21 protein-coding genes and 3 pseudogenes are annotated in these 25,419 nt (G+C 39.9%); 14 read left to right on the forward strand and 10 right to left on the reverse strand.

All coding sequences use genetic code 11. The features are described from left to right. Positions 1 to 555 precede the first annotated feature (555 nt). Entirely contained in the window at positions 556 to 1,488 is a 933-nt protein-coding gene (locus PYW33_RS03110) for an SNIPE associated domain-containing protein (RefSeq protein WP_004645917.1), read from the forward strand. Positions 1,489 to 1,749: 261 nt separating this feature from the next. Then, positions 1,750 to 2,139, forward strand: coding sequence for a ribonuclease E inhibitor RraB (locus PYW33_RS03115; protein WP_004645916.1), 390 nt, complete (start codon positions 1,750 to 1,752; stop codon positions 2,137 to 2,139). Positions 2,140 to 2,381: 242 nt separating this feature from the next. Here PYW33_RS03115 and PYW33_RS03120 read toward each other — a convergent pair. Then, positions 2,382 to 3,195 (reverse strand): IS5 family transposase gene (locus tag PYW33_RS03120; protein ID WP_004729218.1). Its coding sequence is split into 2 segments (ribosomal slippage): positions 2,382 to 2,807 and positions 2,809 to 3,195, totalling 813 coding nucleotides; the frame shifts between segments, so codons are not numbered across the junction. Between the two features lie 67 nt (positions 3,196 to 3,262). Between PYW33_RS03120 and PYW33_RS03125 the strand changes: the two genes are divergently transcribed. The 7 genes and pseudogenes from PYW33_RS03125 (at position 3,263) to PYW33_RS03155 (ending at position 9,155) form a co-directional block, all read left to right on the forward strand. Continuing rightward, a complete protein-coding gene (locus PYW33_RS03125; protein ID WP_004645913.1) occupies positions 3,263 to 3,709 on the forward strand; it encodes an SRPBCC domain-containing protein in 447 nt (148 codons plus the stop codon). Between the two features lie 123 nt (positions 3,710 to 3,832). Continuing rightward, positions 3,833 to 4,171: a zinc ribbon domain-containing protein YjdM gene (locus tag PYW33_RS03130; RefSeq protein ID WP_004645911.1), complete on the forward strand. Its 339-nt coding sequence runs from the start codon at positions 3,833 to 3,835 to the stop codon at positions 4,169 to 4,171. Positions 4,172 to 4,306: 135 nt separating this feature from the next. Continuing rightward, positions 4,307 to 4,669 (forward strand): annotated as a pseudogene (locus tag PYW33_RS03135) (5-carboxymethyl-2-hydroxymuconate Delta-isomerase). Positions 4,670 to 5,097: 428 nt separating this feature from the next. Continuing rightward, positions 5,098 to 5,538, forward strand: coding sequence for a YybH family protein (locus PYW33_RS03140; protein WP_004645909.1), 441 nt, complete (start codon positions 5,098 to 5,100; stop codon positions 5,536 to 5,538). A 121-nt stretch (positions 5,539 to 5,659) separates the two neighbouring features. Continuing rightward, positions 5,660 to 6,817: an AI-2E family transporter gene (locus tag PYW33_RS03145; protein ID WP_004645908.1), complete on the forward strand. Its 1,158-nt coding sequence runs from the start codon at positions 5,660 to 5,662 to the stop codon at positions 6,815 to 6,817. Between the two features lie 4 nt (positions 6,818 to 6,821). Continuing rightward, positions 6,822 to 8,093 (forward strand): GAF domain-containing protein, encoded by a 1,272-nt coding sequence (locus tag PYW33_RS03150; RefSeq protein ID WP_228127472.1) that lies wholly within the window; start codon positions 6,822 to 6,824, stop codon positions 8,091 to 8,093. 3 nt (positions 8,094 to 8,096) lie between these two features. Further along, complete coding sequence (locus tag PYW33_RS03155) at positions 8,097 to 9,155, forward strand: DUF1176 domain-containing protein (RefSeq protein ID WP_004645905.1); 1,059 nt, start codon at positions 8,097 to 8,099, stop codon at positions 9,153 to 9,155. 72 nt (positions 9,156 to 9,227) lie between these two features. Here PYW33_RS03155 and PYW33_RS03160 read toward each other — a convergent pair whose 3' ends face one another. Beyond that, complete coding sequence (locus PYW33_RS03160) at positions 9,228 to 9,995, reverse strand: hydroxymethylpyrimidine/phosphomethylpyrimidine kinase (RefSeq protein WP_004645904.1); 768 nt, start codon at positions 9,993 to 9,995, stop codon at positions 9,228 to 9,230. A 98-nt stretch (positions 9,996 to 10,093) separates the two neighbouring features. Here PYW33_RS03160 and PYW33_RS03165 point away from each other — a divergent pair, with 98 nt between their 5' ends. Further along, positions 10,094 to 10,741, forward strand: a complete 648-nt coding sequence (locus tag PYW33_RS03165) for an HAD family hydrolase (RefSeq protein WP_004645903.1) — start codon at positions 10,094 to 10,096, stop codon at positions 10,739 to 10,741. A 148-nt stretch (positions 10,742 to 10,889) separates the two neighbouring features. Here PYW33_RS03165 and PYW33_RS03170 read toward each other — a convergent pair whose 3' ends face one another. Continuing rightward, on the reverse strand, positions 10,890 to 11,405 hold the full coding sequence (locus tag PYW33_RS03170; RefSeq protein WP_004645901.1) for a hypothetical protein: 516 nt from the start codon (positions 11,403 to 11,405) through the stop codon (positions 10,890 to 10,892). Positions 11,406 to 11,429: 24 nt separating this feature from the next. Continuing rightward, positions 11,430 to 12,038 carry a DUF805 domain-containing protein gene (locus PYW33_RS03175; protein WP_004645900.1) on the reverse strand — a complete coding sequence of 203 codons (609 nt, stop codon included), beginning with the start codon at positions 12,036 to 12,038 and terminating at the stop codon, positions 11,430 to 11,432. 482 nt (positions 12,039 to 12,520) lie between these two features. On the opposite strand from PYW33_RS03175, the gene PYW33_RS03180 reads away from it, so the two are divergent. The 3 genes from PYW33_RS03180 to PYW33_RS03190 all read left to right on the forward strand — a co-directional run bounded on the left by PYW33_RS03180 (position 12,521) and on the right by PYW33_RS03190 (position 18,904). Next, positions 12,521 to 13,762 carry a carbohydrate porin gene (locus PYW33_RS03180; RefSeq protein ID WP_004645899.1) on the forward strand — a complete coding sequence of 414 codons (1,242 nt, stop codon included), beginning with the start codon at positions 12,521 to 12,523 and terminating at the stop codon, positions 13,760 to 13,762. A gap of 170 nt (positions 13,763 to 13,932) precedes the next feature. Then, positions 13,933 to 16,335 carry a glucose/quinate/shikimate family membrane-bound PQQ-dependent dehydrogenase gene (locus PYW33_RS03185; RefSeq protein WP_004645898.1) on the forward strand — a complete coding sequence of 801 codons (2,403 nt, stop codon included), beginning with the start codon at positions 13,933 to 13,935 and terminating at the stop codon, positions 16,333 to 16,335. Between the two features lie 391 nt (positions 16,336 to 16,726). Next, entirely contained in the window at positions 16,727 to 18,904 is a 2,178-nt protein-coding gene (locus PYW33_RS03190) for a TonB-dependent receptor (protein WP_004645896.1), read from the forward strand. A 109-nt stretch (positions 18,905 to 19,013) separates the two neighbouring features. On the opposite strand, the pseudogene PYW33_RS03195 reads toward PYW33_RS03190, so the two are convergent. After that, positions 19,014 to 19,100, reverse strand: a pseudogene (locus tag PYW33_RS03195) (arsenical resistance protein ArsH); the annotation flags it as partial. Between PYW33_RS03195 and PYW33_RS03200 the strand changes: the two are divergent. Continuing rightward, a pseudogene (locus PYW33_RS03200) lies at positions 19,097 to 19,228 on the forward strand (arsenate reductase (glutaredoxin)); the annotation flags it as partial. The pseudogenes PYW33_RS03195 and PYW33_RS03200 overlap by 4 nt on opposite strands. Positions 19,229 to 19,454: 226 nt before the next feature. On the opposite strand, the gene PYW33_RS03205 reads toward PYW33_RS03200, so the two are convergent. From PYW33_RS03205 to PYW33_RS03225, 5 genes are all read right to left on the reverse strand, one after another. Next, on the reverse strand, positions 19,455 to 21,464 hold the full coding sequence (locus PYW33_RS03205; RefSeq protein ID WP_004645895.1) for a TniQ family protein: 2,010 nt from the start codon (positions 21,462 to 21,464) through the stop codon (positions 19,455 to 19,457). Positions 21,465 to 21,468: 4 nt separating this feature from the next. Next, positions 21,469 to 22,407, reverse strand: a complete 939-nt coding sequence (locus PYW33_RS03210) for a TniB family NTP-binding protein (protein WP_004645894.1) — start codon at positions 22,405 to 22,407, stop codon at positions 21,469 to 21,471. Next, positions 22,400 to 24,289, reverse strand: coding sequence for a DDE-type integrase/transposase/recombinase (locus PYW33_RS03215; RefSeq protein WP_004645893.1), 1,890 nt, complete (start codon positions 24,287 to 24,289; stop codon positions 22,400 to 22,402). Before PYW33_RS03215 ends, PYW33_RS03210 begins: the two co-directional genes overlap by 8 nt. Before the next feature lie 2 nt (positions 24,290 to 24,291). Then, positions 24,292 to 24,963 carry a TnsA endonuclease N-terminal domain-containing protein gene (locus PYW33_RS03220; protein ID WP_004645892.1) on the reverse strand — a complete coding sequence of 224 codons (672 nt, stop codon included), beginning with the start codon at positions 24,961 to 24,963 and terminating at the stop codon, positions 24,292 to 24,294. A gap of 173 nt (positions 24,964 to 25,136) precedes the next feature. Beyond that, positions 25,137 to 25,328, reverse strand: a complete 192-nt coding sequence (locus PYW33_RS03225; protein WP_004645891.1) for a helix-turn-helix domain-containing protein — start codon at positions 25,326 to 25,328, stop codon at positions 25,137 to 25,139. Positions 25,329 to 25,419 lie beyond the last annotated feature (91 nt).

Consider the following 25,419-nt stretch of genomic DNA (forward strand, 5'->3'; position numbering starts at 1 on the left):
GGACACATGCTTTTTAAGCTCATAAATATGATGAGGATCAAGCTCTTAAACTGGGCAATCCGAATAAAAAAGTGTGAGAATTTATTTCGATAACAGCGTGGAAATGAGTGGCTTTATAAGCATGTTCAAATGAAATTTTCTACTGATCCATTGCCTGATCGGCTGTTACTGCAGAATATAAATTTTAATGTTCGGTTTATCTCTTGACGATAAGCCTAGAGATTTTTTATTCTTTTATCTCCCGCTATAGGCCTGATGCCTTTATTTTTATGATTTTTTAACCTTCCTTTCATTATTTTTAAACTTTCAAATTATATCCTTTGATATAAAAAATATCGTAAGTTGTTTCAGAATGGATTTGTCTTGAGCTGGAAAGTAGTCAGTCATACATGACTTGCACATAAAAATTTTGTAGAAAAATAAAATGAATGAATGACTTAGTATTGATCAACGGCTTTGATTATCTGGCCGAAGTGATGCAAAATTAATCATGACTTTATAATAAATTTTTAATTTGATGGTTTAGGGCGCTGCCCGGGGTTAAAGGAAAGAACGATGCTCAGTATGGCTCTCTTCGTTCTCGCGAGTATTTTAATATGTGCATTGCTATGGAGCTTAAAGGTACAGGCTTCATTACGCAGCAATATCCAGTTTTTACAGGAAAACCTGGATCATTCCCGCAGCAAATTGGCAGATTATGAAACTCAAGTCGATGAATTGAATTATGAAATCACCCAATTGCGGGTACAAAATGGCAGTTTAAACATTGCCCTGAATAAATATAAAAAATATCAGGATATCTGGGATATCGAGCAATATATTATTAACCGGACTTTGCAGGCCGAAAACTTTGTTGAAGCGACCAAGCTGGATGCTTCGATCATGATCGATGATCTCAAAGCCTATATCGCAAGAGTAAAAGATTATCTTGCCCAGTTTCAGGCGCAGGCCGTGGCCGAGGTTGAGCAGGAGGCCCGACAAAGTTTGCACGGTTATTATGAACAGGCTAAACAACAGCATCGCTTGCAAGAGGTATTGAGTGCTTTACAGCATAAAATACAGGCCCAGCGCTTCGGCTTGCAGCTTCCCGCAACACAGGTTTTAGAGCAGCTGATTGAGGGTTATAGCGAAACGGATGCGGTTCGGCATTTACGCAATGTCCGTGACAGAATTCAACAGGCCATAGAAAAACAGCAGGTGGCGAGCTGTAATTATGTCGACGACAATCGCCGTCGAAGTACTATTGAAATCCTTAGTCTGGCTTTCAACTGTAAGGCAGATTTATATCTCTCTCAATTAAGCACAGAAAATCTGGGCGAGATATTGCAAGCCTTAAAGGATGATTATGTCTTGCTGAATTATACCGGGCAGGCACTGAGTCAGGCGATGATTCAAGAATCCTATCTTGATCTGCGTTTAGAGGAGCTCAAGTTTGCTGCACTGGTTTTGCAATTGAAACAAGATCATCTGCATCCATACATCGCTTAGATCATGACACTCATAGGGCTAGAAGATTTTTACCAGAGTATTCTGAATGCCATAAGTTGGTTTAAATCCTGATATTTTTCAGGATTTTTGACCTTTAGGTATCTTGAATATATTGATCCCCTTACTTATTTTTATATTTATAAAAATCATATGTTTATTTATGGTTAAAAGATAATATTTTTTGTCTGTATCTCGATAATGGTACAAAAATCAGCTAATCTTAAATGCAGAATAAAACAGCATCATAATAAGGATACTTCTATGTCACGTGATTACAATCAATTCCCTGACGATGAAAATGGCAATGTACTGTGGCAAATGCATCAGGATGGCGACGACTTGCAAGAAGCGCACGAAATTGAATTTTCGATTGCCTTTGCGGATGAAGCGCAGGCAGATCGTTGTGCCTTGCATCTATTAAAAGAAGAGCAAAAAATCAGCCTGTTTCAGGACGAAGATAGCGATACCTTGGAATGGATCATCACGATTTATGTATATATGGAGCCTGCCTACGAAGATATCGTGGATCTGGAACAATGGTTCAGCAAAATCGCTGCACAATTTCAGGGTGAATATGATGGTTGGGGCTGTATGGCCTATGTCTATGATGATGAGCTGGATGACGAAGAGAGCAGCCTGCGTAGTAGCTGAGCATGCTTGTATTTAAATGATTTAAAGTAAGAAACCCGGTGCTGCCGGGTTTTTTTTATTACTCTTTAATTGCTATACGAAGGTTTGAGCTTGAGTATAGATACATACTCATTATATATAGCCAGCTCAAAACTGGATAAAATAACTCAAATGAGTACTTAACTCAGGCTGATGATGCTGAGGATTTAGTCACAACAAATGCAGGGAATATCCCGCAATAAAAAATAGATCTCTTGCGAAAGTTAATTCAAGAGCATCCAATTCACCATTCCAACAATTAAATTCATTCTTAGACCAAATCGTTTCCGTCTATTTCTATACCGTTCTGTTAATATCCGAAAATATTTAAGTTTGCCGTTGATATGTTCAATTGTGATCCTACGCCGACTGATTTCTTGGTTGATCTGTTTTGCTATTTTGGGTAATGATAAATTCTTAGGTTTCTTGATTGGAATGAGTAACTTACTCTTAATCTGATGAAATCCTTTATAGGCTAAATCTGCCATAATACAAGGATAAATGATCATCTCCTTAAAATACTTACGCGCAATCGTCAGATCATGTTTTCTGCCACTTTCGACCTGTATACTTACAATTTGCTTTAGTCTTGGGTTAAAAATGACCTGTGTTTTTAGCGTATGTTTCTTCTTTTTACCGCTATAGAATTTTCTTTGTTTTTTTGGGACGCTCAATCTGTGACTCAGTGACATCAACGATCACATAATCACCTTCACTAAACTTTTGATTCCGTTTGGGTAATGCAAAAATCCGTGATTGAATCAGAGCATTTTCAACTTTATGAATAGTACGATTCACATTACTTTCAGCAAGATTATAGTCAGCGGATAATTCAATTTGAGTCCTATAACAGCGTAAGTAGTTTAGAGTTAACAATAATTGATCCTCTAAACACAAAGAATGCGGCCTTCCAGATTTTTTCTTGGCAAGTTCAGCGTGTTGTAACACCGATACCATTTTTAAGAATAATGGACGAGGAACTCCAACGAGTCGTTTAAATTCCCCATCATTAAATCGAGTTAAATTTTCATATTTCATGGGGCTAGTATAAACAATTTTTTACTTTCGCAAGAGATCTAATAATAAGAACAAAGGACAAGAAAAAATGAGTTACACCTTAAAAATGCATCGTGTGTTTAGTGCACCACCGGAGCGGGTGTATCGTGCCTTTGTACATCCGGATGCACTGGCCAAATGGCTGGCACCACATGGCTTTATTGCCAAAGTAGAACATGCGGAAGTCAAACCCGGCGGCAGCTATAAAACGACCTTTACCAATTTTTCTACCGGAACCCAACATCATTTTCATGGCATTTATCATGAGGTCATTCCCAATCAGCTGCTGCGCTATACCGATCAGTTTTCTACCCCCGAATTGCAGGGTGAAATAGAGGTCACGATCATCTTTGAAAAAGTGTCAATCGGTACCGGTTTACACATTATTCAGGTGGGTTATCCGGATGTGGTGCCGCCAGCGGTATGTCATTTGAGTTGGCAGGAATCACTGCAACTCCTGTCTTTGCTGGTTAATCCGCAGATTTCAGACAATTAATTCCTTGGATCTCCTGTGTTGGTTTCATCCCAATGTCCTCTCCATCAGCGCGCCTGACAAAAATGCTATACTGTGAGCTTATTTGTTTCATTTATTTAATTTTTCTCTTTTTTCGAGGTTCTTATGGGTCTGCCAAACTGTCCAAAATGTCAATCTGAATATACCTATGCAGATGGTGATCTACTGATCTGTCCTGAATGCGCACACGAGTGGAAAGAAGGTGAAGTCACTGAAGAACAAGTGATCATTAAGGATGCCAATGGCAATGTGCTGGCAGATGGTGATAGTGTAACGGTGATTAAAGACCTGAAAATCAAAGGTTCATCTTCAGTGGTGAAAGTGGGCACTAAAGTCAAAAGTATCCGTTTGTTGCCTGATGCTGCCGATGGGCATGATATCGATTGTAAAATCGAGGGAATCGGCCCGATGAAACTTAAATCCGAATATGTCAAGAAAGCTTAAATTTAGCCCTAGACTAAAATTCTGACGAGAGAATAATACGGTTGATGATTCGTATTATTCTCATTATTGCTGAAATTCTGGGCTAATCATTTTCCTGCCGCCCTGATCCTCGCATTTCGATTTGAGACCACTTTAATGCCGCACTTGCATCTGGAATATTCTGACAATCTGCAACATATCGAGATCAAACCCTTATTGGTTGCTATCCATCAGGCACTTTTTAACGCCGGCCATGTCACCGATCCCAATGATTTAAAAAGTCGTGCGATTATGCAGCAGGATTATGTGATTGGACTGAATGTTGTTACAGATCAGGCCTATGTGCATGCCAAAGTTTCACTGTTGAGCGGGCGCAGTGTCGAAGTTCGTCAGGCAATTTCCGAATTGGTGCTCGACGTCATGCAGTAATATATTGCGGCCCAGCCAGACTTAAAAATACAGCTTTGTGTCGAAATCATTGAAATGCCAAAGCAGACCTATAGTAAAGCCATTATCTGAATGATGGCTTTTATCTGCTGATATCACATGGATCAAATGCCTTAAAACTTTATTAATGCCATACGAAATTTATAAACAGATCGACTTGGTCTGTAACAGCCCGCTATCTTATTCAGATCTAAAATTATTTCTATTTTTAAATGACGCTTTATGTCATTTACAGGCATGCAATAAAAGTTCTAAAGTAACTTTTAATCGCTGCTGATTTTTGAATCATCCAATTTAGAAACAGCATATTCATCCTGATTGAAATAAAAATAATTTAAAAAATAATCTTCAGGTGAGCTGTATCCAATCCGGCAGTGGGAAGAGCAAAGCGAGAATAACGCTTTAGCATAGGCAAAATAATAAGAACAAAAGATCAGAAATCGGGTGAGTTGATTGAATCCCAGATTTCAGGTCTGACTTGTCCGATTGAGGAAAATTTAATGCAGATTTTTGGGGATGAACAATTGGCTCGGGAGGTCATGGTATTTCTTCAGGAATGGGATAATGCCATAGCCAGACTTGAAATTCAGGATATTGTTCAATTGTGCCGACCGGAGATCCGTCTGGTCGATGTCAGTATGGAAGTTAAAGGTGTCGAAGCCTATCAGGCTCTCTGGCAACAATATCGGCACTTTATGCCCGAAGGAATACGTGTAGAGCGGCAGAATATGAATATTCATGTCACGCATGATCTGGCTGTGGTCGATGGTTATGTAGGGGTAAATTATGCGGTGATTGAACCGATTTTTCAGTTGGGCTGGTGTCGGGTCAGCATGTGTCTCAGCAAGCAGCAGGGCAAATGGCAATTGCTGCATCAACATACCTCAGTCCCTGTGCAACTCGAAACCCGGAAAATGCGCCGGATCAAAAGCGTGAGTTAATCCACTCATCTGAAAAGATTTAAGTGAAATATCTTTGCAAATGATTACAGGAATACCTTTGTAACAAAAATATAGAAAGTCCTAAATTATGTTGAAGGAATAATATTTTAGGACTTTCCAGGTGGATAACAACAAGAACAGTCAAGTAAAACCACGACAGGCCAACCTGCAACAACAGACTGAAGTATTGATGCCGGATCAGTCCGAGCGACAGCGCACCCACCATGCACTCAGAATGATGGCAGGCTTTGTAATTGCTGCTGTCGTCATGACGGCGTTGTATTTTGGTCGTGATATTTTTATTCCGCTGGCTTTGGCCATTCTGCTGGCATTTTTACTTTCTCCTCTGGTTTCCCGTTTAAAGCGATGGGGGTGTCCCCAATGGGCGGCGATTGGCCTGGTCATGTGCTTGACCTTGTCATTTCTGGGCGGTACTGCAACTTATCTGGGGGTGCAACTTGGCAAGCTGAGTCAGGAACTGCCGCAATATCAGGACACTATCCAGCAAAAACTGAAAATGCTCGAAAACTATCGTCAGGGACCGAGTATGTGGGACGGTGCGATCCAGACCTTTGACACAGTCGAAGATTCGATAGACACATCCGAACAGGAAACAGAAGACCCGAATGTGCAGAATGTCAAAGTGGTCGGTTTGGAACCAACGAGTGAAGAGGCTGCGCTGGACTGGTTGAGTAAAATCCTGAATCCGCTGGCGATTATCGGGATTGTGTTCCTGTTTATGGTATTGATTTTATTCAATGGCAAAGACCTGCACGACCGCTTTCTGAAACTCTTGGGCGGTAATCTGAATATCGGCACCGATGCGCTGGATGATGCCGGCAAAAGTATCGGAACCTATTTGCGCATGCAGCTGCTGGTCAATGTCACTTATGGCATTCCCATGGCGATTGGACTGTTATTGATTGGCGTACCGGCAGCGATCATGTGGGGGCTGGTCGCGGTGGTTATGCGTTTTGTACCCTATGTTGGTCCGATCGTTTCAGCTATTTTCCCGATTACACTGGCTTTTGCCGTTGATCCGGGCTGGGACATGGTGCTCTGGACTGTGGGCTTGATTCTGGTGCTGGAACTCATCAGCAATAACGTGATTGAACCTTGGCTTTATGGGGAAAGTACCGGTCTGTCTACCTTGGCGATTATTCTGGCTGCTACGTTCTGGACCACCCTCTGGGGACCGGTAGGGCTGATCTTGTCGACGCCTTTGACTGCCTGCCTGCTGGTTTTGTCCAACTACGTGCCGGCACTGGGGTTTTGTTAAAACTTTGCTTGGCAGTACGCCAGTATTGTCACCCTCCGAACGCTTTTATCAACGACTGGTGGCTGATGAAGTCAATGATGCAATGCAGGTAGCCAATGATTACATCTGTGCGCAATTGCCAAAAAAGCCCTGTGCGGAGGAGGTGGCCCGCCGTGTACAAATGTTCTATGGCGAAGTGGCCATTCCAGCTATTCGGATTTATTCGCAAGGACATGATACCGATGTTACTGCCGAGCACCGGTTGCGTCTTTATCAGGGCTTGCAGTTCTTTAATCATGCTTTCCAAAAAGCCTATCCGAGTAAGATGAGTGCCGAGCAGCCCGAAGTTTATTGTGTTGGTGCGCGTTGGGAAATTGACACCCAGATTTCTGCCATGTTGGCGCATGCCCTAAATCTCAAAAATATTGCTGCCCGAAATGATCTGGATGTGCTGATTCAATCGAGTGAATCAGGAAAGGGTATTGTACTGCCAGCTTCGATCAAGATTTTATGTGTGTCTATTTTTCATCATGCGCCTGCGGCACAGATCCGGTTGCTGAAATATAGACTGGCGCAGCAATATCCTGAGCTGAAAATCATTTTTGCGACTTGGAGTGTGATGCAGCTGGAGCTTCTGGATGAACTGCAACAACGTTTTGAGCTGCAGGCACTGGTCAATAATGTCGATGATCTGATTCTGACTATCGAAACTTATACCTTGAATGAAGGGGAAAGCTGGTTTGAGAATCTGGAGATCAAGAATGAAAAAGAACGGCAGCAGGCTTTAAATGAGTTGGGATTATTAGATCACTTTCATCAGATCCTTTATAAACAATATATTGAAGAAGCCCGTCAGGCTTTTGATGTCGACTACGCGCAAATTTCCTGGCTGAATCAGCATGAAATGTATATTCCAGTCAGTCCTTTTACCCAGGAGGCAACCCAGCAAATGTGCAAGGATTCAGTCTGCACCCATCTGCTCTATCAGAATGAACCTTTGGTGATAGAAGACTTGCAGCGTGACCCGCGCTTTCCACATCTGTCAGAATTAAGACAGTATCATATCCGTTTCTATGCCGGTGTGCCCTTAAAAGATAAAAATGGAATTGCGCTTGGGAGTCTGTGTCTGCTGGATAAACAACCGAGACAGATGCAGGCCGAAGATATGATTCTGCTTAAGGCTTTGGCACAGGATTTAATGGCGACTTTGAGCAACGAGCGTAAGAAAAAAGATAAACAGAAGCAGATTGAGCAGATGCAGCCAGCCACCTCGGCAAGCATTTTAAATAAGGACTAAATGATGAAACAAAAATGGATCTACAGCATCAAAATCATGAGTATCACATTTGGTCTAGCCAGTATCAGCTCATTAAGTCTAGCGGCCATGCAGGGACTGCATTTTTCACATAAAGACTGGGAAATTGCCTGTGATAATACCGGCACCTGCCGCGCTGCCGGTTATCAATCGGATCAAGATATTGATCAGCCAGTTTCAGTTTTATTGGAGCGTGCTGCGGGTGTAAACAGTGTTATCAAAGCCCAAGTCCAGATTTTACCCTTAGCTGCTGCCACACCCACACGACAGCTTCAGCTACAAATTGCCAGCACACCTTATGGCGTGATTGGTCTCAATCGGGAAGGAATAGGGCAACTCAATAGCAGTCAAACGCGTGCCTTGCTGAAAGCAGTGCAGGGAACGAGTCCAGTGATATTTAAAAATGCGCAATCACGCTGGAACTTATCGACCGCCGGTGCCAGTGCCGTTTTACTGAATATGGATGAATTTCAGCGTCGACTTTCTACGCCCTCAGCCTTGATCAGGCCGGGGAAAAAATCCAATCAGGCGGTGCTCAAAGCTGCAGCGATACCGAAAATTCAGATACCAAAATATCAGTCAGGCAAAGTCACTCAAGCGAAATTGAATACGGCAGCCAGTCAGCAGATGATTCGAAAACTGAAAGCCACCACCAACGAGGATCAATGTGATTTGCTGTTTAGCCAGCGTTTTCTCAATGATGATGTCATGACCATTTATCCCATTAATGCCCAGAATCAGCTGGTTCAGGTGCCGTGCTGGCGCGGGGCTTATAATATGGGTAGTGGCTTCTGGCTGATGGATCAAAATAAGCAACTGAAACAGCTAGTAACCACCTCGGGAGAAACATTTAGCCAAGGCCAGATATTTTCTGGGCATAAAGTACGTGGTTTGGGTGATTGTCTGAGTCAGGACGAATGGGCCTGGAATGGCAAGAAATTTGTCAAAAGCTTCAGTAGTCTGACCGTGCAATGTAAAGGCTTCGCCGGTGGTGCTTGGAATTTACCGACCTACGTAAGCAAAGTCATTTATCAGGCCAAATAGTATTGTTTATAAAATAGCAGCGATAAAAAAAGCCTGACGCATTCAGGCTTTTTAATTTTAAAACATGTGATTTTAAAAACGCTTTGGAATTCTCTGGCCATTTGGAACAGGAATTTCAGCATTTTTTAATACTCCAAATAGCCAGGTTTCAGCATACTGTACTGCAGTTTTTAACTGGTCGCCCATGGCCAGACGTCCGGCTATGAAACTGGCCAATGAACAGCCTGAACCATGATATTCACCTGGTAGACGTGGACAGCGAGTTTCGTTGACCAGCTCACCTGCGATATATAGGCTGTTCTGAATGTAATCTGGCGTATCTTCATGGCCACCTTTGACCAAAACTGCCTGTGCACCCATTTCAAATAATTTTTGAGTGGCCAGTTTGAGGTCTTGCTCACCCGTCAGGGCGCGTAGTTCAACCGTGTTCGGCGTTAAGATAGTGGCTAATGGAATCAGCTGGGTAAATGCTTTGACCAGCGTTTCCTGATTACCCAGCGAGCCGCCACTATTGGCGACCAAAACCGGATCCAGCACATACAGATAATCTGGATGTACAGTCAGAAACTCGGCCAGAGCCACGATATTGTCTGTGGTGCCTAACATGCCAGATTTTACGCAACGAATGGGCAGGTCATTGACCACCGCATTGGCCTGTGCCAATAGCAATTCTCTGGAAGTGGCTTCGAAACCAAAAACCTGCTGTGAATTTTGAATAGTGAGGGCTGTGCAGGCAATTGCCGCATGTGCACCACTTTGACCAATAGCTTCAATATCTGCTTGAAGGCCGGCTCCACCTGAAGGGTCTAAACCGGAAAAGCAAAGTACGGTAGGGCGCAAAATGATGTCCTTCATTCACTAAAATTGCATTAGTATAGGCAAATTTGAATGAACTCTCGATATTAATTTATATCGGTGCTGATGAGAGGGGATAGGCGGTGATTAAGAATATTTTAATTGATCTGGATGGGACATTAACCGATCCGAAAGTGGGGATTACGACGTCTGCACGCTATGGTCTGGAAAAGATCGGTCATCCGATTAGTGACGAGATCAATATCGACTGGATTATTGGTCCGCCCTTAAAAGCCTCGCTTGCCAAAATTTTAAATGTTGAGGCCGATCATGTTCTGGCTGAACAGGCCTTGATGGGTTATCGGGAGCGCTTTGCAGTCAAGGGTCTCTATGAAAATCATGTTTTTGAGGGTGTAGCAGAAACGCTGGCAGAACTGAAACGCCGTGGTTATCGCTTGTTTGTCGCTACAGCAAAACCGACAGTGTATGCCAAACAGATTCTGGAACATTTTGATCTGGCCCAGTATTTTACCGACATTTATGGTAGTGAGCTGAATGGCGAGCGAACCAATAAAGCTGAGCTGATTCAGTATATTTTAGAGCAGCAAAAATTACAGGCCGATCAATGCCTGATGGTGGGTGACCGTGAGCATGACATTTTTGGTGCCCGTCAAAATGGTATTGATACTATTGCGGTAAATTATGGTTATGGTAGTCAGGAAGAGTTAGCACTGGCACAGCCTAAATATCAAATAGACCGCTTTAATCAGTTGCTAGATTATTTTAAATAAACCCTAATTTTTGCTTATTTTATTTGAGCTGATTTTTAGAGATATTTTGTCTATAAGCTGCTACATCTATACAGATTAACTCTCTTATTAGATTGTTATCTCAATAAAAATCCCGCAGCGTGCGGGATTTTTGCTCTTACAAGAACATTTAAAGCGTCAAAAACCAGGTCGATGCCAACACCACCATAATGATAATCACCAGTAAAATATTGATGATCGTCATTCGATGTTGGGGTGGAACTCTGGCTTTGGTCAGTGCATTTCCTGCATGGTCAAACAGGATGACATTTTGCACGCTACTTTCATAACCGAGTTCGAGTAACGCGCGCTTTTCAACTTCGGTTAAACCGTCTTCAGGCAGATCCATAATTTGCAGCAGTGCTATAGAGCTAAATAGTTTCTTCATCATTGACGATGGTAACAGCCGTTTCAGCGTCACCGCGGCTGCATCAAAGTCGGCAATAATACTCCGCGGATGGGCATAAGGCACATCGGGTAGCAGAGTATGCGTAATCGTGCCATCTATATTCATCAGCTGCATTTTATCTTTATAGATTTGCACCCATACAGCATCTGGAAATTTCACTAATTGATCTTGCAGCATGGAGAAAGTCTGATTTTGCTGATATTTAGTCATTAAATAATCGATAAACAAATCCCGCATCAAGACGGGATTTGTAAGGTTCGGTTATTTGGCAGGAGCACCATACTCATTGTTTTGTTGCTTGGTTTCAGTTGCCCACCACCAGATCAGTACCAGTATGCCAATCACGGTAAGCGTCAGTAATTGCCACCAACCAGAACGTCCTACATCATGCAACCGACGCGCGCCAACGGCCAGACTTGGGACTAGAAGTGCCAGATTAAGCAGGCTATTCACCAGCGGTTTAGTGCCTAAAACTGTATCAATTACCTCAGCAACAATGCCTAAAATTACACAAAACAGCATAAAGAACCAAAATTCTTTACGGCGTGCACGGCCGGAAAAGTTTGCATAGTTGGTCAGACATTTTACAAACCAGTCAATGCTGCTGTAATTTTCCTCGGCTTGATCCAGATTTGAATATTTGCCAAGCTGACTGGAAATTTTTTCTCCCAGATAAATAGAACTGCCTGAGGTTAAATAAACCTCAGAGGCTTCACCTGTAGTATTGACGATAAAATCGACCCGATCACCGCGTGAAGGTGGACGCTCACTACGCCAGTCCGCGCCATTAAAGCTATAGCGCTGATTATCATCCCCCGAGATAAAACCGGTATTGTGTTGAATAGAAAAATCAAGGATTGAACCTTTCATGCTTGTTCTCGTCTATTAAGCTAGATTATTGTTTTAAAGCGACGCAATTTCTTATCAGAATAACTTTAGCATAATCTAATTTTTAAAAGTTTATGGTGAAATGACAATAATTTTTTCATGTTTTTAAAAGCCTTATCGCAATAGTGATTCAGTATTCAATCAACAAAAAATGTAGCGTTGCATGATTTGAAATGAAGAAAATTAAATAGTAATGGAGCTGATTTATCTCTGAATCTTTTATAAGAAATTAAAGCTAAATCTATCTGATGAATATCAAATTTTTCTTTGGAACTATGGTTTGATGTTGTTAAATTTAATATGATGATAAACAGATACTTATAAATTTTAAATTTACAAAAAGCATATAATAATACTAATAAATATAACATTTTATTCATACTTTTTATCTATTAGTAACGATTTTTTAAAATCAACAGGCGTATAATAAAAAGCTTCATATTGTGATGAAGGTATCACATTCAATGTATCTCTCCCCATTATCGAAGGCCGTTTACCTTTGCTGTGCCTCTTTCATCTTAACCACGACCACTGTGCATGCTGAAGCTGCTTTCAGTTCGGAAAGCCCGTGGATGCTCGGTGACTGGAACGGGCAACGTACAGCACTCCAAAATCAGGGCTATGATTTCAGTTTTGGTTATACGGGTGAAATGGCAAGCTTGATTGATGCGCAAAGATCTTCAAACCATAGAACTGAATATGCGGACCAGTTTGTTTTTGGGGCACATCTGGATCTGGCAAAGATTGCAGGCTGGCAAGATACCGAAGCGCAAATTACTGTCACCCAGCGTAATGGTCAGTCACTGTCTCAAAGCACTGCTGCTTTAAACGACCATCTGAGTTCAGTGCAAGAGGTCTGGGGCCGTGGTCAAACCTGGCGTCTGACTGATTTATGGATCAAGAAAAAATTCCTGGAACAAAAACTGGATGTGAAAGTCGGACGCTTTGGTGAAGGCGAAGACTTCAACAGTTTTGACTGCGATTTCCAGAATCTGGCCCTATGCGGTTCACAAGTCGGGAATTGGGTTGGCGATCAGTGGTACAACTGGCCGGTAAGCCAATGGGCTGCACGAGTCAAATACAACATTAACCCTGAATTTTATGCCCAGGTCGGTGTTTATGAATACAACCCTGAGAATCTGGAACGTGGTAAAGGGTTTAATCTGAGTACGGACGGCTCCAAAGGGGCAATGCTTCCTGCAGAAGTGGTCTGGACGCCTAAACTGGGCACACAAAAATTGCCAGGTGAATACCGCGCCGGTTATTACTACAGCACGGCGGAAGCTGAAGTCATTTCCAATCCAGATCAAACCGATCATCACCATGGGGGCTGGATTGTTGCCAAGCAACAATTAACTGCACATGACGGAGATGCTTCGCGTGGTTTGACCGGCTTTGTGAATGCGACAGTGCATGACTCCAAAACCAATAATGTCAGTGATATGCAAAATATCGGGCTGGTTTATAAGGGTGCAATGGATTCACGCCCTCAAGATGAAATCGCATTTGGTATTGCACGCATCAACATGAATGACGATGTCAGTGCTGACCGTCATCAAGAAATCGATGCAGAAATTTATTATGGCTTGCATGCCACCAACTGGCTCACCATTCGCCCGAATGTGCAATATGTGCGTCACGTCGGTGCATATAAAGATGGTGAAAATGTCTGGGTGGGCGGAATCAAGTTTAATACGTCATTTTAAAATATAGTTTTTAGTTGCAAATACACTATTGAATCTCTAGGTGCTTTGTTGCAGTAATGGGCAATGCTTGCTTAAGACATTGATGTATTTATAACTCAGAATTTAACAATAAGGGTGCTCATGCCTGTCATGTGCATGGACTTTCAAAAAAACTTTTATAGGTGTTCAATATGAATACTTCATCATCAGGTTCAGTACTGAAAACGATTTTAGCGGTCATTGCCGCTGTTTTCGGTATAGGACTGCTGATTGGAGGGATTTATCTTGCAGTGCTGGGTGGGTCTTGGTACTACATCATTGCAGGTATTCTCTTTATTGCGACCGCAGTTCTCTTGTATAAACGAAAAAGTGCTGCACTCCTTGTTTATGCCATATTCGTTTTGGCGACAGTGGTGTGGGGGCTGTGGGAAGTCGGTTCAGATTTCTTTGCACTTGCGCCGCGTTTAGATATTTTAGGGCTGTTTGGTCTGGCCCTGCTGATTCCGGCAGTAACACGTGGCTTTGATCAAAGCAAAGGTGCGAAAATTGCCTTGGGTGCTTCATTGGCCATTACTATTGCCGTCATGATTTATGCTGTATTTAATGACCCGCAAGAAATTCGCGGTGAATTAAAATCCCAGCAGCCTGCAACTCACCAGCCAATTCCCGGTGTGGCAGATGAAGACTGGCCTGCTTATGGTCGTACCCAGTCCGGTTTACGGTATTCACCGTTAAAGCAGATTAATACTGAAAATGTCAAAGATTTGCAGGTGGCTTGGGAATATCACACGGGCGAATTCAAGACTGAAAATGACTCGGGTGAAACCACCAATCAGGTTACCCCAATCAAGGTGGGTGACAACATGTACATCTGTACCACTCACCAGAAATTGACTGCGCTTGATCCGGCAACAGGTAAGGCGAAATGGACCTATGATCCAAAGCTGAAAGCTGATCATACCTATCAGCATTTAACCTGTCGTGGCGTGTCTTATTATGATGTCAACAATACGGCTGGTTTTGAAAGCAGTCTCGCTGCGAAAAAAAGCAGCTCTGCTGAATGTCCACAAAAAGTCATTTTACCGGTCAATGATGGGCGTTTAGTGGCGGTCAATGCGACCACCGGTAAAGTCTGTTCTGATTTTGGTAAAAATGGCGAAGTCGATCTGCAAAAAGATATGCCATTCCCATATCCAGGCGGTTATATTCCAACCTCACCGCCTGTAGTAACCGGCACTACGATCATTATTGCGGGTTCAACTACAGATAACTATTCAACTGAAGAGCCGTCAGGTGTGATCCGTGGTTATGATGTCAATACCGGTGAACTGCTTTGGGTATTTGACACAGGCGCTGAAGATCCGAATTTGATTCCTGCACCGGGTCAAAAATTTGTACATAATTCACCTAATGCATGGGCACCTTTGGCCTATGATGCAGAGCTGGATATCGTCTACGTACCAACGGGTGTCGGTACACCGGATATTTACGGTGGTCACCGGACTGAACTGGACGAGCGTTATGCCAACTCGATGCTGGCCCTGAATGCGACGACCGGTAAGCTGGTATGGAACTTCCAGACTACCCATCATGATTTGTGGGATATGGACGTACCTTCACAGCCGACATTGACCGAGATTAAAGACAAAAACGGCAATATGGTTCCAGCCATTTATGTCTTGACCAAAACCGGGAATGCTTTTGTGCTGGATCGTCGTAATGGTAAAGCCATTGTACCGATTACCGAGAAACCGGTACCACAATCTGTGAAACGCGGTCCTCAAACTAAAGGCGAGTTCTATTCTAAGACTCAACCGTTCTCTGATTTTAACCTAGCGCCACAAGATAAACTGACCGATAAACAGATGTGGGGTGCGACCATGTTCGACCAGTTGGTCTGCCGTGTTGCGTTCCACAAATTGAATTACGATGGCATTTATACCCCACCTTCTGAAAATGGGACGCTGGTCTTCCCGGGTAACCTGGGTGTGTTTGAATGGGGTGGTATGTCGGTGAATCCGGACCGTCAAATTGCACTGACCAACCCGATTGGCCTGCCATTTGTATCAAAACTGATTCCTCAAGATCCGAACCGTCCTAAGACGGCTAAAGGTGCAGGCACAGAAGCCGGCGTTCAACCGATGTATGGCGTGCCTTATGGCGTTGAAATCAGTGCGTTCCTGTCTCCGTTTGGGCTGCCGTGTAAACAGCCATCATGGGGCTTTGTTGCAGGTGTGGACTTAAATACTCATGAAGTGGCCTGGAAACGCCGTATCGGTACCATTCGTGACAGTATGCCAGGCATTCCATTGCCGCCATTCAAAATGGGTGTGCCGATGCTGGGTGGACCTATTTCAACTGCGGGCAACGTGATGTTTGTGGGTGGAACTCAAGATAACTACATCCGTGCCATTAACGTGAACAACGGTGATGAACTATGGAAAGGTCGTCTACCTGCAGGTGGTCAGGCTACGCCAATGACCTATGAAGCCAATGGTAAGCAATATGTGGTCATTATGGCCGGTGGTCATGGTTCCTTTGGCACCAAAATGGGCGACTCTCTGGTGGCTTATGCCTTGCCAGACAATAAATAGTTGAACCTTTAATTAAGTATGAAGAAGCCTGATTCGTCAGGCTTTTTTATACGCTATTGTTGAATGCCTACATCGAGTTTTAAGGACACAGAGAAATGATGTTGATTTGTTTCTGAAAGCTCAATTTTATTCAGATCACATTAAAATAATATTCTTTGTATATGGCTGATTTTCAGTGCTATTCAGATAAAGGACTAATCAAGTCTGAATTTACCGAACACAGAATTTTAAGCTCAAAGTTTTTCTATCCATTGAGCGAACTATATGTCATCGAATCAACGCATTTATTGGATATCGATGCTTAAAACAAAATGAATTGAATCATGAGATGTACGCCATCTCGATAAGGTATTTGCCGCATTAAACCACTTTCAAATAAGGCCTGTCATTTATGTATCAAAGCCCGAAACTTCCATTTGTGAGATCGACCTTGTCCTGCCTGATTGCTTGCGTAGGTCAGAATATTTATGCAGAAAATGACACACAAGAAGTCCAAAGGTTAGACACGATTGTCATTCAAGCGACCCGTACCGATCGGGAGCGATTGACCACACCGGCGTCAGTGTATTATCTAAATCAAGAACAAGATAACAGTATGAATGTGAACCTTTCAGAAACATTAAAAGGCGTTCCGGGATTACAGTTAAATAACCGTGAAAACTATGCCCAGGACCTACAAATTTCGATGCGAGGCTTTGGCGCTCGCTCCAGTTTTGGTGTGCGTGGTGTGCGTTTATATGTAGATGGAATCCCTGCAACAATGCCGGATGGGCAGGGGCAAACCTCGAATATTGATTTGAATAGTCTGGATCATATTGAAGTATTGGGTGGTGCATTTTCATCACTGTATGGCAACTCTTCCGGTGGGACGATTTTAACCACCACGCGAGAGGGGCAAGGTGCTGACTCGATTGAACTGGGGCATTCTGCAGGGAGCCAGAACAAAGGGCAGACCAAGCTGGTTTTGCAAGGCGGTGCAGAAAATGCCGATGAACCAGCTTATATCATTAGCTCCTCTTATTTTGATACTGACGGTTTTCGGGAGCATAGCGGCGCGCATAAAGTGCTGAGCAATGCCAAGCTGACCTGGGATCTGGAAGATGGCTCTAAAATCAACTGGATGAATAACTATGTCAAAATTGCAGCGGATGATCCGGGCGGTTTAACCCGAGAGCAGAGGAAGGCCAATCCTAAACAGGTAGTAAAAAATGTATTAGATTTCAATGCGCGCAAAGAAATTGAACAGGTTCAAACGGGTCTAACCTGGAATAAACCGATCAATGACCAGCATGAACTGTATGGTATGGCCTATTGGGGACAGCGTGAAGTTACACAATATCAGTCTATTCCGAAGTGTGCATATGTGAAAGATACGAATATTTGTATTCCTAGGACTATTCAGCAGGCAGCAAACCACCCGGGTGGTGTAATTGACTTTAACCGTAATTTTTATGGGACAGATTTACGCTGGACAGGTAAGGATATTCTGCCCAATACTAAACTGATTGCTGGTGTCGCCATTGATGCCATGTCTGAAGATCGTAAAGGCTATCAAAATTTTTTAGGTGATCGCTTGGGGGTTAAAGGTGAACTGCGTCGAGATGAAGACAATACCCTATGGAATTTAGATCCGTATTTGCAAGCTTCTTATCACTTTGCTCCCGATTGGACATTGGATGTCGGCCTGCGCTATAGCAATGTACATTTCAAATCTAAAGACAAGTTTCTTGCGAATGGCGATAATTCAGGTAAAACCGATTATCAGAAATTATTGCCATCCATGGCCTTAAGCTGGCAGATTTTACCTGAGCTGATGACTTATGCCAGTTATGCACAAGGCTTTGAAACACCGACCTTTACCGAAATGTCTTATCCTGCAAATACTGCAGAAAACCGTAGCTTCAGTTTAAAAGCAGCAGAAAGTGAAACCTATGAGATGGGATTAAAGTCTGTAAGTACATTAGGTGATTTTACTGTTGCTATTTTCCAAACCCAAACTGAGAATGATATTGTCTCTGCAGAAAATGATAATGGTCGCTCTACTTTCCGTAATGCCGATAAAACTTTAAGAGAAGGTGTTGAACTCTCCTGGAACAAAAACCTTTGGCGTGATCTCACTGCTCAAGCCAGCTATAGCTATATAGATGCAACTTTTGATGCAGATATTCCTGAAATTTTAAATCAGAATGGCAGTATTGCAGTGTCGAGAGTTGAATCAGGAAACTATATTCCGGGGATTGCCAAAAATCAGGCATTTTTAAGTTTAGGCTGGAAACCTGAAAATGGTTTGAGTGCGGGTTTAGACGTGCGTTACTCAGATCGTATTTATGTCAATGATACCAATACTGAATATGCGCCAAGCTACACAGTCGCTGGTGCCAATGTAGGTTATCACTGGAAAATGCAAGATTGGGCGGTGAATACTTTTGCGCGTGTCGATAACCTGTTTGATAAAGATTATTCTGGTTCGGTGATTGTTAATGAAAGTAGTAGACCAGAAGGACGTTATTATGAGCCGGCAGAAGGGCGGAACTGGAGCGCTGGTCTGAGTGTGACAAAAGAATTTTAATTGAAATGATTTAGGGCTGTTAAATTTTCAAAAAACAAAATCCCGCTTCCTGAGTGGGATTTTTTAATATTTAAGTTTTGAAAAGTTGATCAGATGATTTGAGATAAAACTAGATCTTTTGTTGATTCACCCGTTTCGATAATTCCTCGGCACTTTCCACCCGTTCAGAATATCGATTGTTGAGATCAGCAGACTGAACTTGGTGTGAGATTGTGTCGACCATCAGAAGTTGTTTTAGATATTCTTTCTGCTCCGCAGCGCGCAGCTTTTAGTATGGAAAATGAGGAAATGATTATTGATGAAGCAGGGAATCGGTTGAAATAAATTTCAGAATTTAAGCAGATCAATCAGATCATAAAAAAGCCACCGCAGGGGTGGCTTTTTATTTAAAGTTAAAATGACAGATGTCGTGTCATTTTACGTTAAATGACAGATAATGTGAGATTTATTTGATTAAATAAATCAATTATTTATTAGTTTTTTTGACATTCAATCTTAACGAGGTTTTGACACATAAGTTAAGATTTTCTGAGAATCTCTGACACATAAGTTAAGATTTTTTTTGATTACTTTTATAGCCATAACCGGCTTCGAGTAATTTATCAACGTCCTCCCGTAAGAATAGTCGGACCGAATAAAATTTATTGCCATGAAATTTAGGCTTAATTAATCCCTGAGTTACTAGATTAGTCATATGCGTGCGATGCATACCTAAATAGTCATTAGCCTCTGAAGCTGTAAAATACTCTTGGTGAATCTTCATGGCTTTATCAAACTCAGTTTTGGAGAAGGACCGCCAATATCCAATATGTCGAAGTTTTAAATGACCTGTCATAATCCAATTTTTTTCAAGTTGGTCATATGAGCAATCTAATGCATTGAGTACCACCTCTATATCAACATACGTAGGATCATTCTTTTGTTGAATTAAATTGTCGATACTTCTTCTCGGAATACGATAAGGACGTATCTCTAAATTTTCTACGTTAAGCCATTTATGTTGAATAAGTTGAGCTGTTTGAGATGGGGAAATACCTAGAAGTTTAGCTGCTTCACTAAGGCTTATATAAGCATCATTTTTCCTCTTATCTACAATTCCAGCTTTTTTACGCCCTGAATTATTTTTATAAGTAACTATATTTTCAATCATGGACTTATCTAAATGCTTTATATCTTTTCTTGCATAATAGGCTGGATAAAGTTTGTTTATATATATTGGTTCAATATTTAAACTTGCAAGCTTGGCTCTTAGTGTGAGATGAGAAACGTCCAAGTATTCAGCAAGTGGACTTAAAAAAATATATTTTTTATGAAAACTATTAACAAATTCTTTGGAAAGACAATATTGAGTATAATGATTTAGATATTTCTTAGTCGTTGGAATATCTGGTATTTTAAGAAATAAACGTGCATTACGATTATTGATATTTAGTATTTCCATAATTTCCGGAATAGTAAAATAATCATTAGATTCATCGTTTTGTGGGGGTGGACGATGATATGTATATGTGCCATTGATGTTTTTCTTTTCATTAATTAGCCATTCCTCAAGTATAGAAGCAGGAAAATTAGTTCTATCACTTACACTGAGTTGATCGTGATATAAAATTCCCGCCTTCAGTCTTTTATGAAATGCTGCAAAACTAACCCCAAGTATATGAGTAGCTTCTTTCTTATTAAATTTCCGTCTAATACATTTTGAGGATGGAAAGTTATAATCTCTAAAATAACTTAGAATTTTATTGAGAATAGGTTTAAATCTAGATTTATTTCCTAAAAAGGGAAGAAGTTGAATTCTTGGATGAGCATAATTTAGGTTATTTTTGATCATATTTATAAGAGTAGAAATAAATTTATCTTCATTATGAAAATATTCATGACATAAATTTAAAATATAAGATTGGCTTTTTAATATTTCTAAGTTGGAAAAATACTTAGATAAAGCTGTCCAGATATCAAAAAAAATTTCATTAAAAGTTTCATTAGTCCCCGGGAAACGATCTAAGAACCATGTATTAATCTGGATATCTTCTAATGTAGATTGCTGCTTTTGGCTCTTACGTAAATCAAAAGTACAAGTTGGACATTCAAATAATGATTTTCGGCTAGTTTCTAATGGATTGTCGCATTCAGGACATTTTTCTATCAAATCAATATGGTGATCTAGACAAACTGTTAAGGGGGTTAATAACCAATTTTTCTTCCAATACCCCTTATCTTCTAAACAGGATGAGCAAAATTTATTGAGGCCAATATCAAGTAATTTACGATGGATTACTTGAGTTTTCGTCCAGAAGAAATTTTGAAATGTTGGAGGAGTCTTTTTTATTACCAGATTTAGTAAGTCATCAGAAAGTTCCAACCGTTCAATAACTTGCTTAAACTTATCTTCATTGGTAAATAATGGATCATATGATTTTTTATATATGGGAATACCTGCGCTGTTTAGCATTTGCTCAGGAGATTCATATCCATTTATATATGAAGCTCTAAGGAGAAAGCTTGCTAAAAATTCATCAGGGAATGGAATTGGAGTATGGGATAGAGATAATTTTTTCATGGTTTTAAATTAGGATTTCAGTAATTTGAGAAGAGTTAAGCAGGAAAATGTCTTTCTTGGTCTGAGGCTTATACAAGATACTTTTTAAGGCATAAGCTGTATGAAAGTCGCCCATCGAAACAACTACACGGTTGTTGCTCATCGCACTTAGGCAGCTTTGATATATAAGTTGCATGACATAAGCTTGATAGCCACTAGTGGCTAAAAAAATGCGTTTAGAGAGATCTCTCGAGTAAATTTCTGGATCAAATGTAAGATTAAAGTTCTTTGCAATATATGAAGAGGTCTGTTTCAAAAAAGGATTAAGTGTCCCAGATTGATCTTTTAGATTTAAAGTCAAAGGCTTGAGTTGTAAAACACAAGAAAATCTACGTGCTAGTTGACTGTCAATAAAAAGATTATCTTGAATGATAGGTAACCCTACTAAACATATAGATATTTTAGTTTCATCAGCTAATGTCTTAATCCAGTTAGCGACATTTTCAGATGATTTATTCTTCTGGGCACTCGAGCTATAAATATGATGAAACTCATCAAGCATGATAAGTTGTGTCTTACATTCTTTTAGGAGAATGCGTAATCGATAGTTTAATTGCTCACTTGTACCTTTATGATCTGTACATCCCAGCTCTTCAAGCATTCGAATTGCTAAACTTTTAATAGTGATTGGTGAAGGAACAGGAAAGTAAAAGGCAGGTACTATTAACTTCTCAAAGTTATCTTCAATACATTTATAAGGTTTATGCCTACTTTTAATAAGCTTACATATTGTAGATTTACCAACACCTCCTGCACCGAGCAACAAGGAGCCGATAGGTCGATTATCCATGTAACTCATTTGCATACATTCATCAATAGCTGTTAAAGCTTTTGAGAAATCAGAATGATGACAAATGAAATTCCGTAATTTAGATAGAGTTTCAATATTTTTATTACTATTCATCGAAATTAACCTCCTCGTAGAAGAAATCGGTTAAGTCAGGGGGTAAATTGTCATATGTAAGATGATGGATCTCTTCTATATGATTTGTGTGTGAGAGGATATCAATCTCGTCATTGTTTGAATTTGCTAGATTTAACCGATCTTCTTGCTGCTTAATCATCATTTGCAAGTCATTTTTGACTTGCCTAAAACGTGTCTTTTGATTGTTCAGTGTTTGGATTTTTAATAAAAAATTTAGGCGTGCTAGATATAACTGCTCTTCATTTTTGATTTCGTTTGGATCAGATTTATACTTTTCACGCAATATTTCCTTTGCTTCTAACCATTCAGCTAAAGTCAAATCTTTAGTCGCTTCTGGATAAATTGAGTCAGCTTGAATCAGATTGTTTTTATCAAATGGGTCTTGTATATAAATAGAGTTTAAATCTAGTTGATTTACATAGATTGTGACTTTATCTTTGAAACGATGATTTAATGTGGCGAGGGCTTGGGATTTATATCTTAGACCTTTTAAGTTTATTTGCCCTTTGCTGATTCTATATCGAAAAACTGTCCGACATTTTCTTTCAATTTCTAATTCAGGAATGGTTAAAACAGGAAATATTTTAGACGCTTCTTGCCACATTTTTTCTGGTCTTTGATTTGTCCCTGAATGAACTCGCTTATGATATATGTTCTCAATCCATTCATTCACTAAATCTCTTAATATATCTAGTGTATAACAGGCATTTCCTACAGAATCATAATCTCCTCTATGGACTGGTGATGAGTATGTAGTACCCTTAAGTTTATGAATAATGCTCATATTTAATGATCTAAAAAAACTTTCAATATGAGCTTTATTATTGGGAGAGTATGGCTGTGATTCTGACTTAGTAATATTAAAATTATTACAAAAATTAGCTAAAGCATTATTATTAAACTCGCAACCATTGTCTGGGATTATTACTGTTGGAAGTCCTCCTGTTTTGTCGAGATGAGGTCTCATCAACATATTTTTAAGTGTAAGTAATGTTTTTGTTGCTGAGGGAGGTAGCATACATAAGTGCCAACCTACTATAGCTCGTGTATAGATATCTATCGCAATGCAAAGTTCTGGTCTACCAAGTACATTCCCATTTTTATCTAATATGATGCAATCAATCTCATGGGTATCCATTTGAACTATTGCGAGTAAACCAGGCGATACTAAGCTCTGACCTGATGCTTTAAATTTTTTACTTGCTTCTTTTGCTCCATTTTTATTCTTAAATACAATATAGGGATCAAGTCTCTCAAAACGCCGAGCTACAGTTCGTTCAGACGGTATTGTAGCATTTAGGTTAAGTGATAATATTCGATCTTTAATAATTACATGAGCATCACTTGGACTAAAATTTTCTCTTTCTTTAATGAAATCAGAAATAACTTCATTAATAATTTCCTCAATTTCAATCGGGAATCTTAAACTTCTGTTTCCACCAGCTCCTTGATAAAAACCATGAAATGAATCTGAGTTATCTCGATATATCTTTATGTACCGTGCCAAAGTGCTTGCAGATATTTTTCTAAGATTAGGATTTTCTTTGGTTATGTTTATAATTGCATTTTTCAAATGCTTGATCGAACATGGAATTTTGTTTGAAAAAACGTAGTTAAGATACTTGAAAATTTCCTCAATTGTCAGAGCTTTATTTTTGTGAAATTGTGGAATGCTTAAATTAGTTAACTTTATATCTCCATTTAAGATTTTATTAATTAAATCATATTCAGTAAGAAAGTACATATTTCCACTAATGGAGTTAGAGTAGCGGATAGTTTCATTTTCTATATAGCATATTTCATAAAGTTCATCACGATATTTAAATCGATCACCAATTTTTAATTGAAAATTATTTTTCATAATTAAACTCCTAAAGTTTTTTTATAAAAAATAAAATAATCAGCAATCATCAAATCTAAATTGTTAGCATTCAGTAATTTATATAAATCCATTTTATTTTTGAAGTTTCTATTTCTAATGAGGGTGTCTGCTTTTTCTAAATCAATTTTATTTATTTTTTTATAATTTGCTCTTTGATAGCTGATACTTAATAAAAGACAGTCTTGTTTTGAAATAAGATTAGTACGATCAAAAGTTCTAAATTTAATCGAGTAACTATTTAAAATACTTTCTGCTAAATTAAATCTTGCAATGTTTTTTTCTGAAAGTGTATTTAAATTAGGTTTAATTTCATGAACTTCATATCCATTCAGTGTTTTTATAATGAAGTCGGGAATAATAAAATGTCGATCATTGATAAAGATCTGAACTGCTTGTGTTCTGTATTGAAGTACATCTTCATTACGCTCCAAAGCTATTGCATGGGCTAGTTCTAAATTACTTTCGAGGCATATTAACCCCTGATTTTTAACACTTGGAAAGAGGGATACACGACTACCTATACGTGATTTTACTCTACGTTCACCAATGAATTTTGATGATACATGAGTCTGTTTTTGAAAAGCTTCTTCAAATTTGATTAGTAGATTTTGATTAAGTTGATTAGTTTTCTGCTCTAGATAACTTGATTGCATAGTAGTTCTCACATTTTTTAGGATGAGATAAAGCTTTGAGCAATTTTGATTTTATTGCCCAAGACTTGACGGAACATTGCAATCAAGAGATACTAAAAACACGACTAGTTAGCTTTCTCTTGATTGCAAACGGGTAGAGCGGATTCTATGAATCCGCTTTATTTTTTCTTAAGTCATGTTTCTTTCTCCTCTGTAATTAAGCCAAGTGCGATAGCAATTCGTTTACTTTCACCACGTTTGGGCAAACGATTTGTATTGAGAATTCTATAAACTAACTCTCTTGAAAAATTATGTTTTAAGCTCCAGTCGGAAATTGTGATTCCAGCTTGCTCAAAATCATCTTTGATTTGCTGATTTGTTTTCATGATAGTAGTAAAAATAATTAGAACTTAATCTAAAAATATAGGTTTTTTCTAGTTTTGCAAGGTTTTATTATAATGGATTAATTTATTTATT

Source organism: Acinetobacter lwoffii (assembly GCF_029024105.1).
In the GTDB taxonomy this organism is placed as follows: Bacteria; Pseudomonadota; Gammaproteobacteria; order Pseudomonadales; family Moraxellaceae; genus Acinetobacter; species Acinetobacter lwoffii.

Excerpts from the sequence above, each read along its gene's own strand:
- PYW33_RS03210 (WP_004645894.1), bottom strand. The coding sequence starts at position 22,407 with ATGAATAGTAATAAAAATATTGAAACTCTATCTAAATTACGGAATTTC.
- PYW33_RS03125 (WP_004645913.1), top strand. The coding sequence starts at position 3,263 with ATGAGTTACACCTTAAAAATGCATCGTGTGTTTAGTGCACCACCGGAG.
- PYW33_RS03175 (WP_004645900.1), bottom strand. The coding sequence starts at position 12,038 with ATGAAAGGTTCAATCCTTGATTTTTCTATTCAACACAATACCGGTTTT.
- PYW33_RS03205 (WP_004645895.1), bottom strand. The coding sequence starts at position 21,464 with ATGAAAAAATTATCTCTATCCCATACTCCAATTCCATTCCCTGATGAA.
- PYW33_RS03180 (WP_004645899.1), top strand. The coding sequence starts at position 12,521 with ATGTATCTCTCCCCATTATCGAAGGCCGTTTACCTTTGCTGTGCCTCT.
- PYW33_RS03115 (WP_004645916.1), top strand. The coding sequence starts at position 1,750 with ATGTCACGTGATTACAATCAATTCCCTGACGATGAAAATGGCAATGTA.
- PYW33_RS03155 (WP_004645905.1), top strand. The coding sequence starts at position 8,097 with ATGAAACAAAAATGGATCTACAGCATCAAAATCATGAGTATCACATTT.
- PYW33_RS03130 (WP_004645911.1), top strand. The coding sequence starts at position 3,833 with ATGGGTCTGCCAAACTGTCCAAAATGTCAATCTGAATATACCTATGCA.
- PYW33_RS03170 (WP_004645901.1), bottom strand. The coding sequence starts at position 11,405 with ATGCGGGATTTGTTTATCGATTATTTAATGACTAAATATCAGCAAAAT.
- PYW33_RS03185 (WP_004645898.1), top strand. The coding sequence starts at position 13,933 with ATGAATACTTCATCATCAGGTTCAGTACTGAAAACGATTTTAGCGGTC.
- PYW33_RS03225 (WP_004645891.1), bottom strand. The coding sequence starts at position 25,328 with ATGAAAACAAATCAGCAAATCAAAGATGATTTTGAGCAAGCTGGAATC.
- PYW33_RS03215 (WP_004645893.1), bottom strand. The coding sequence starts at position 24,289 with ATGAAAAATAATTTTCAATTAAAAATTGGTGATCGATTTAAATATCGT.
- PYW33_RS03140 (WP_004645909.1), top strand. The coding sequence starts at position 5,098 with ATGCAGATTTTTGGGGATGAACAATTGGCTCGGGAGGTCATGGTATTT.
- PYW33_RS03110 (WP_004645917.1), top strand. The coding sequence starts at position 556 with ATGCTCAGTATGGCTCTCTTCGTTCTCGCGAGTATTTTAATATGTGCA.
- PYW33_RS03190 (WP_004645896.1), top strand. The coding sequence starts at position 16,727 with ATGTATCAAAGCCCGAAACTTCCATTTGTGAGATCGACCTTGTCCTGC.
- PYW33_RS03220 (WP_004645892.1), bottom strand. The coding sequence starts at position 24,963 with ATGCAATCAAGTTATCTAGAGCAGAAAACTAATCAACTTAATCAAAAT.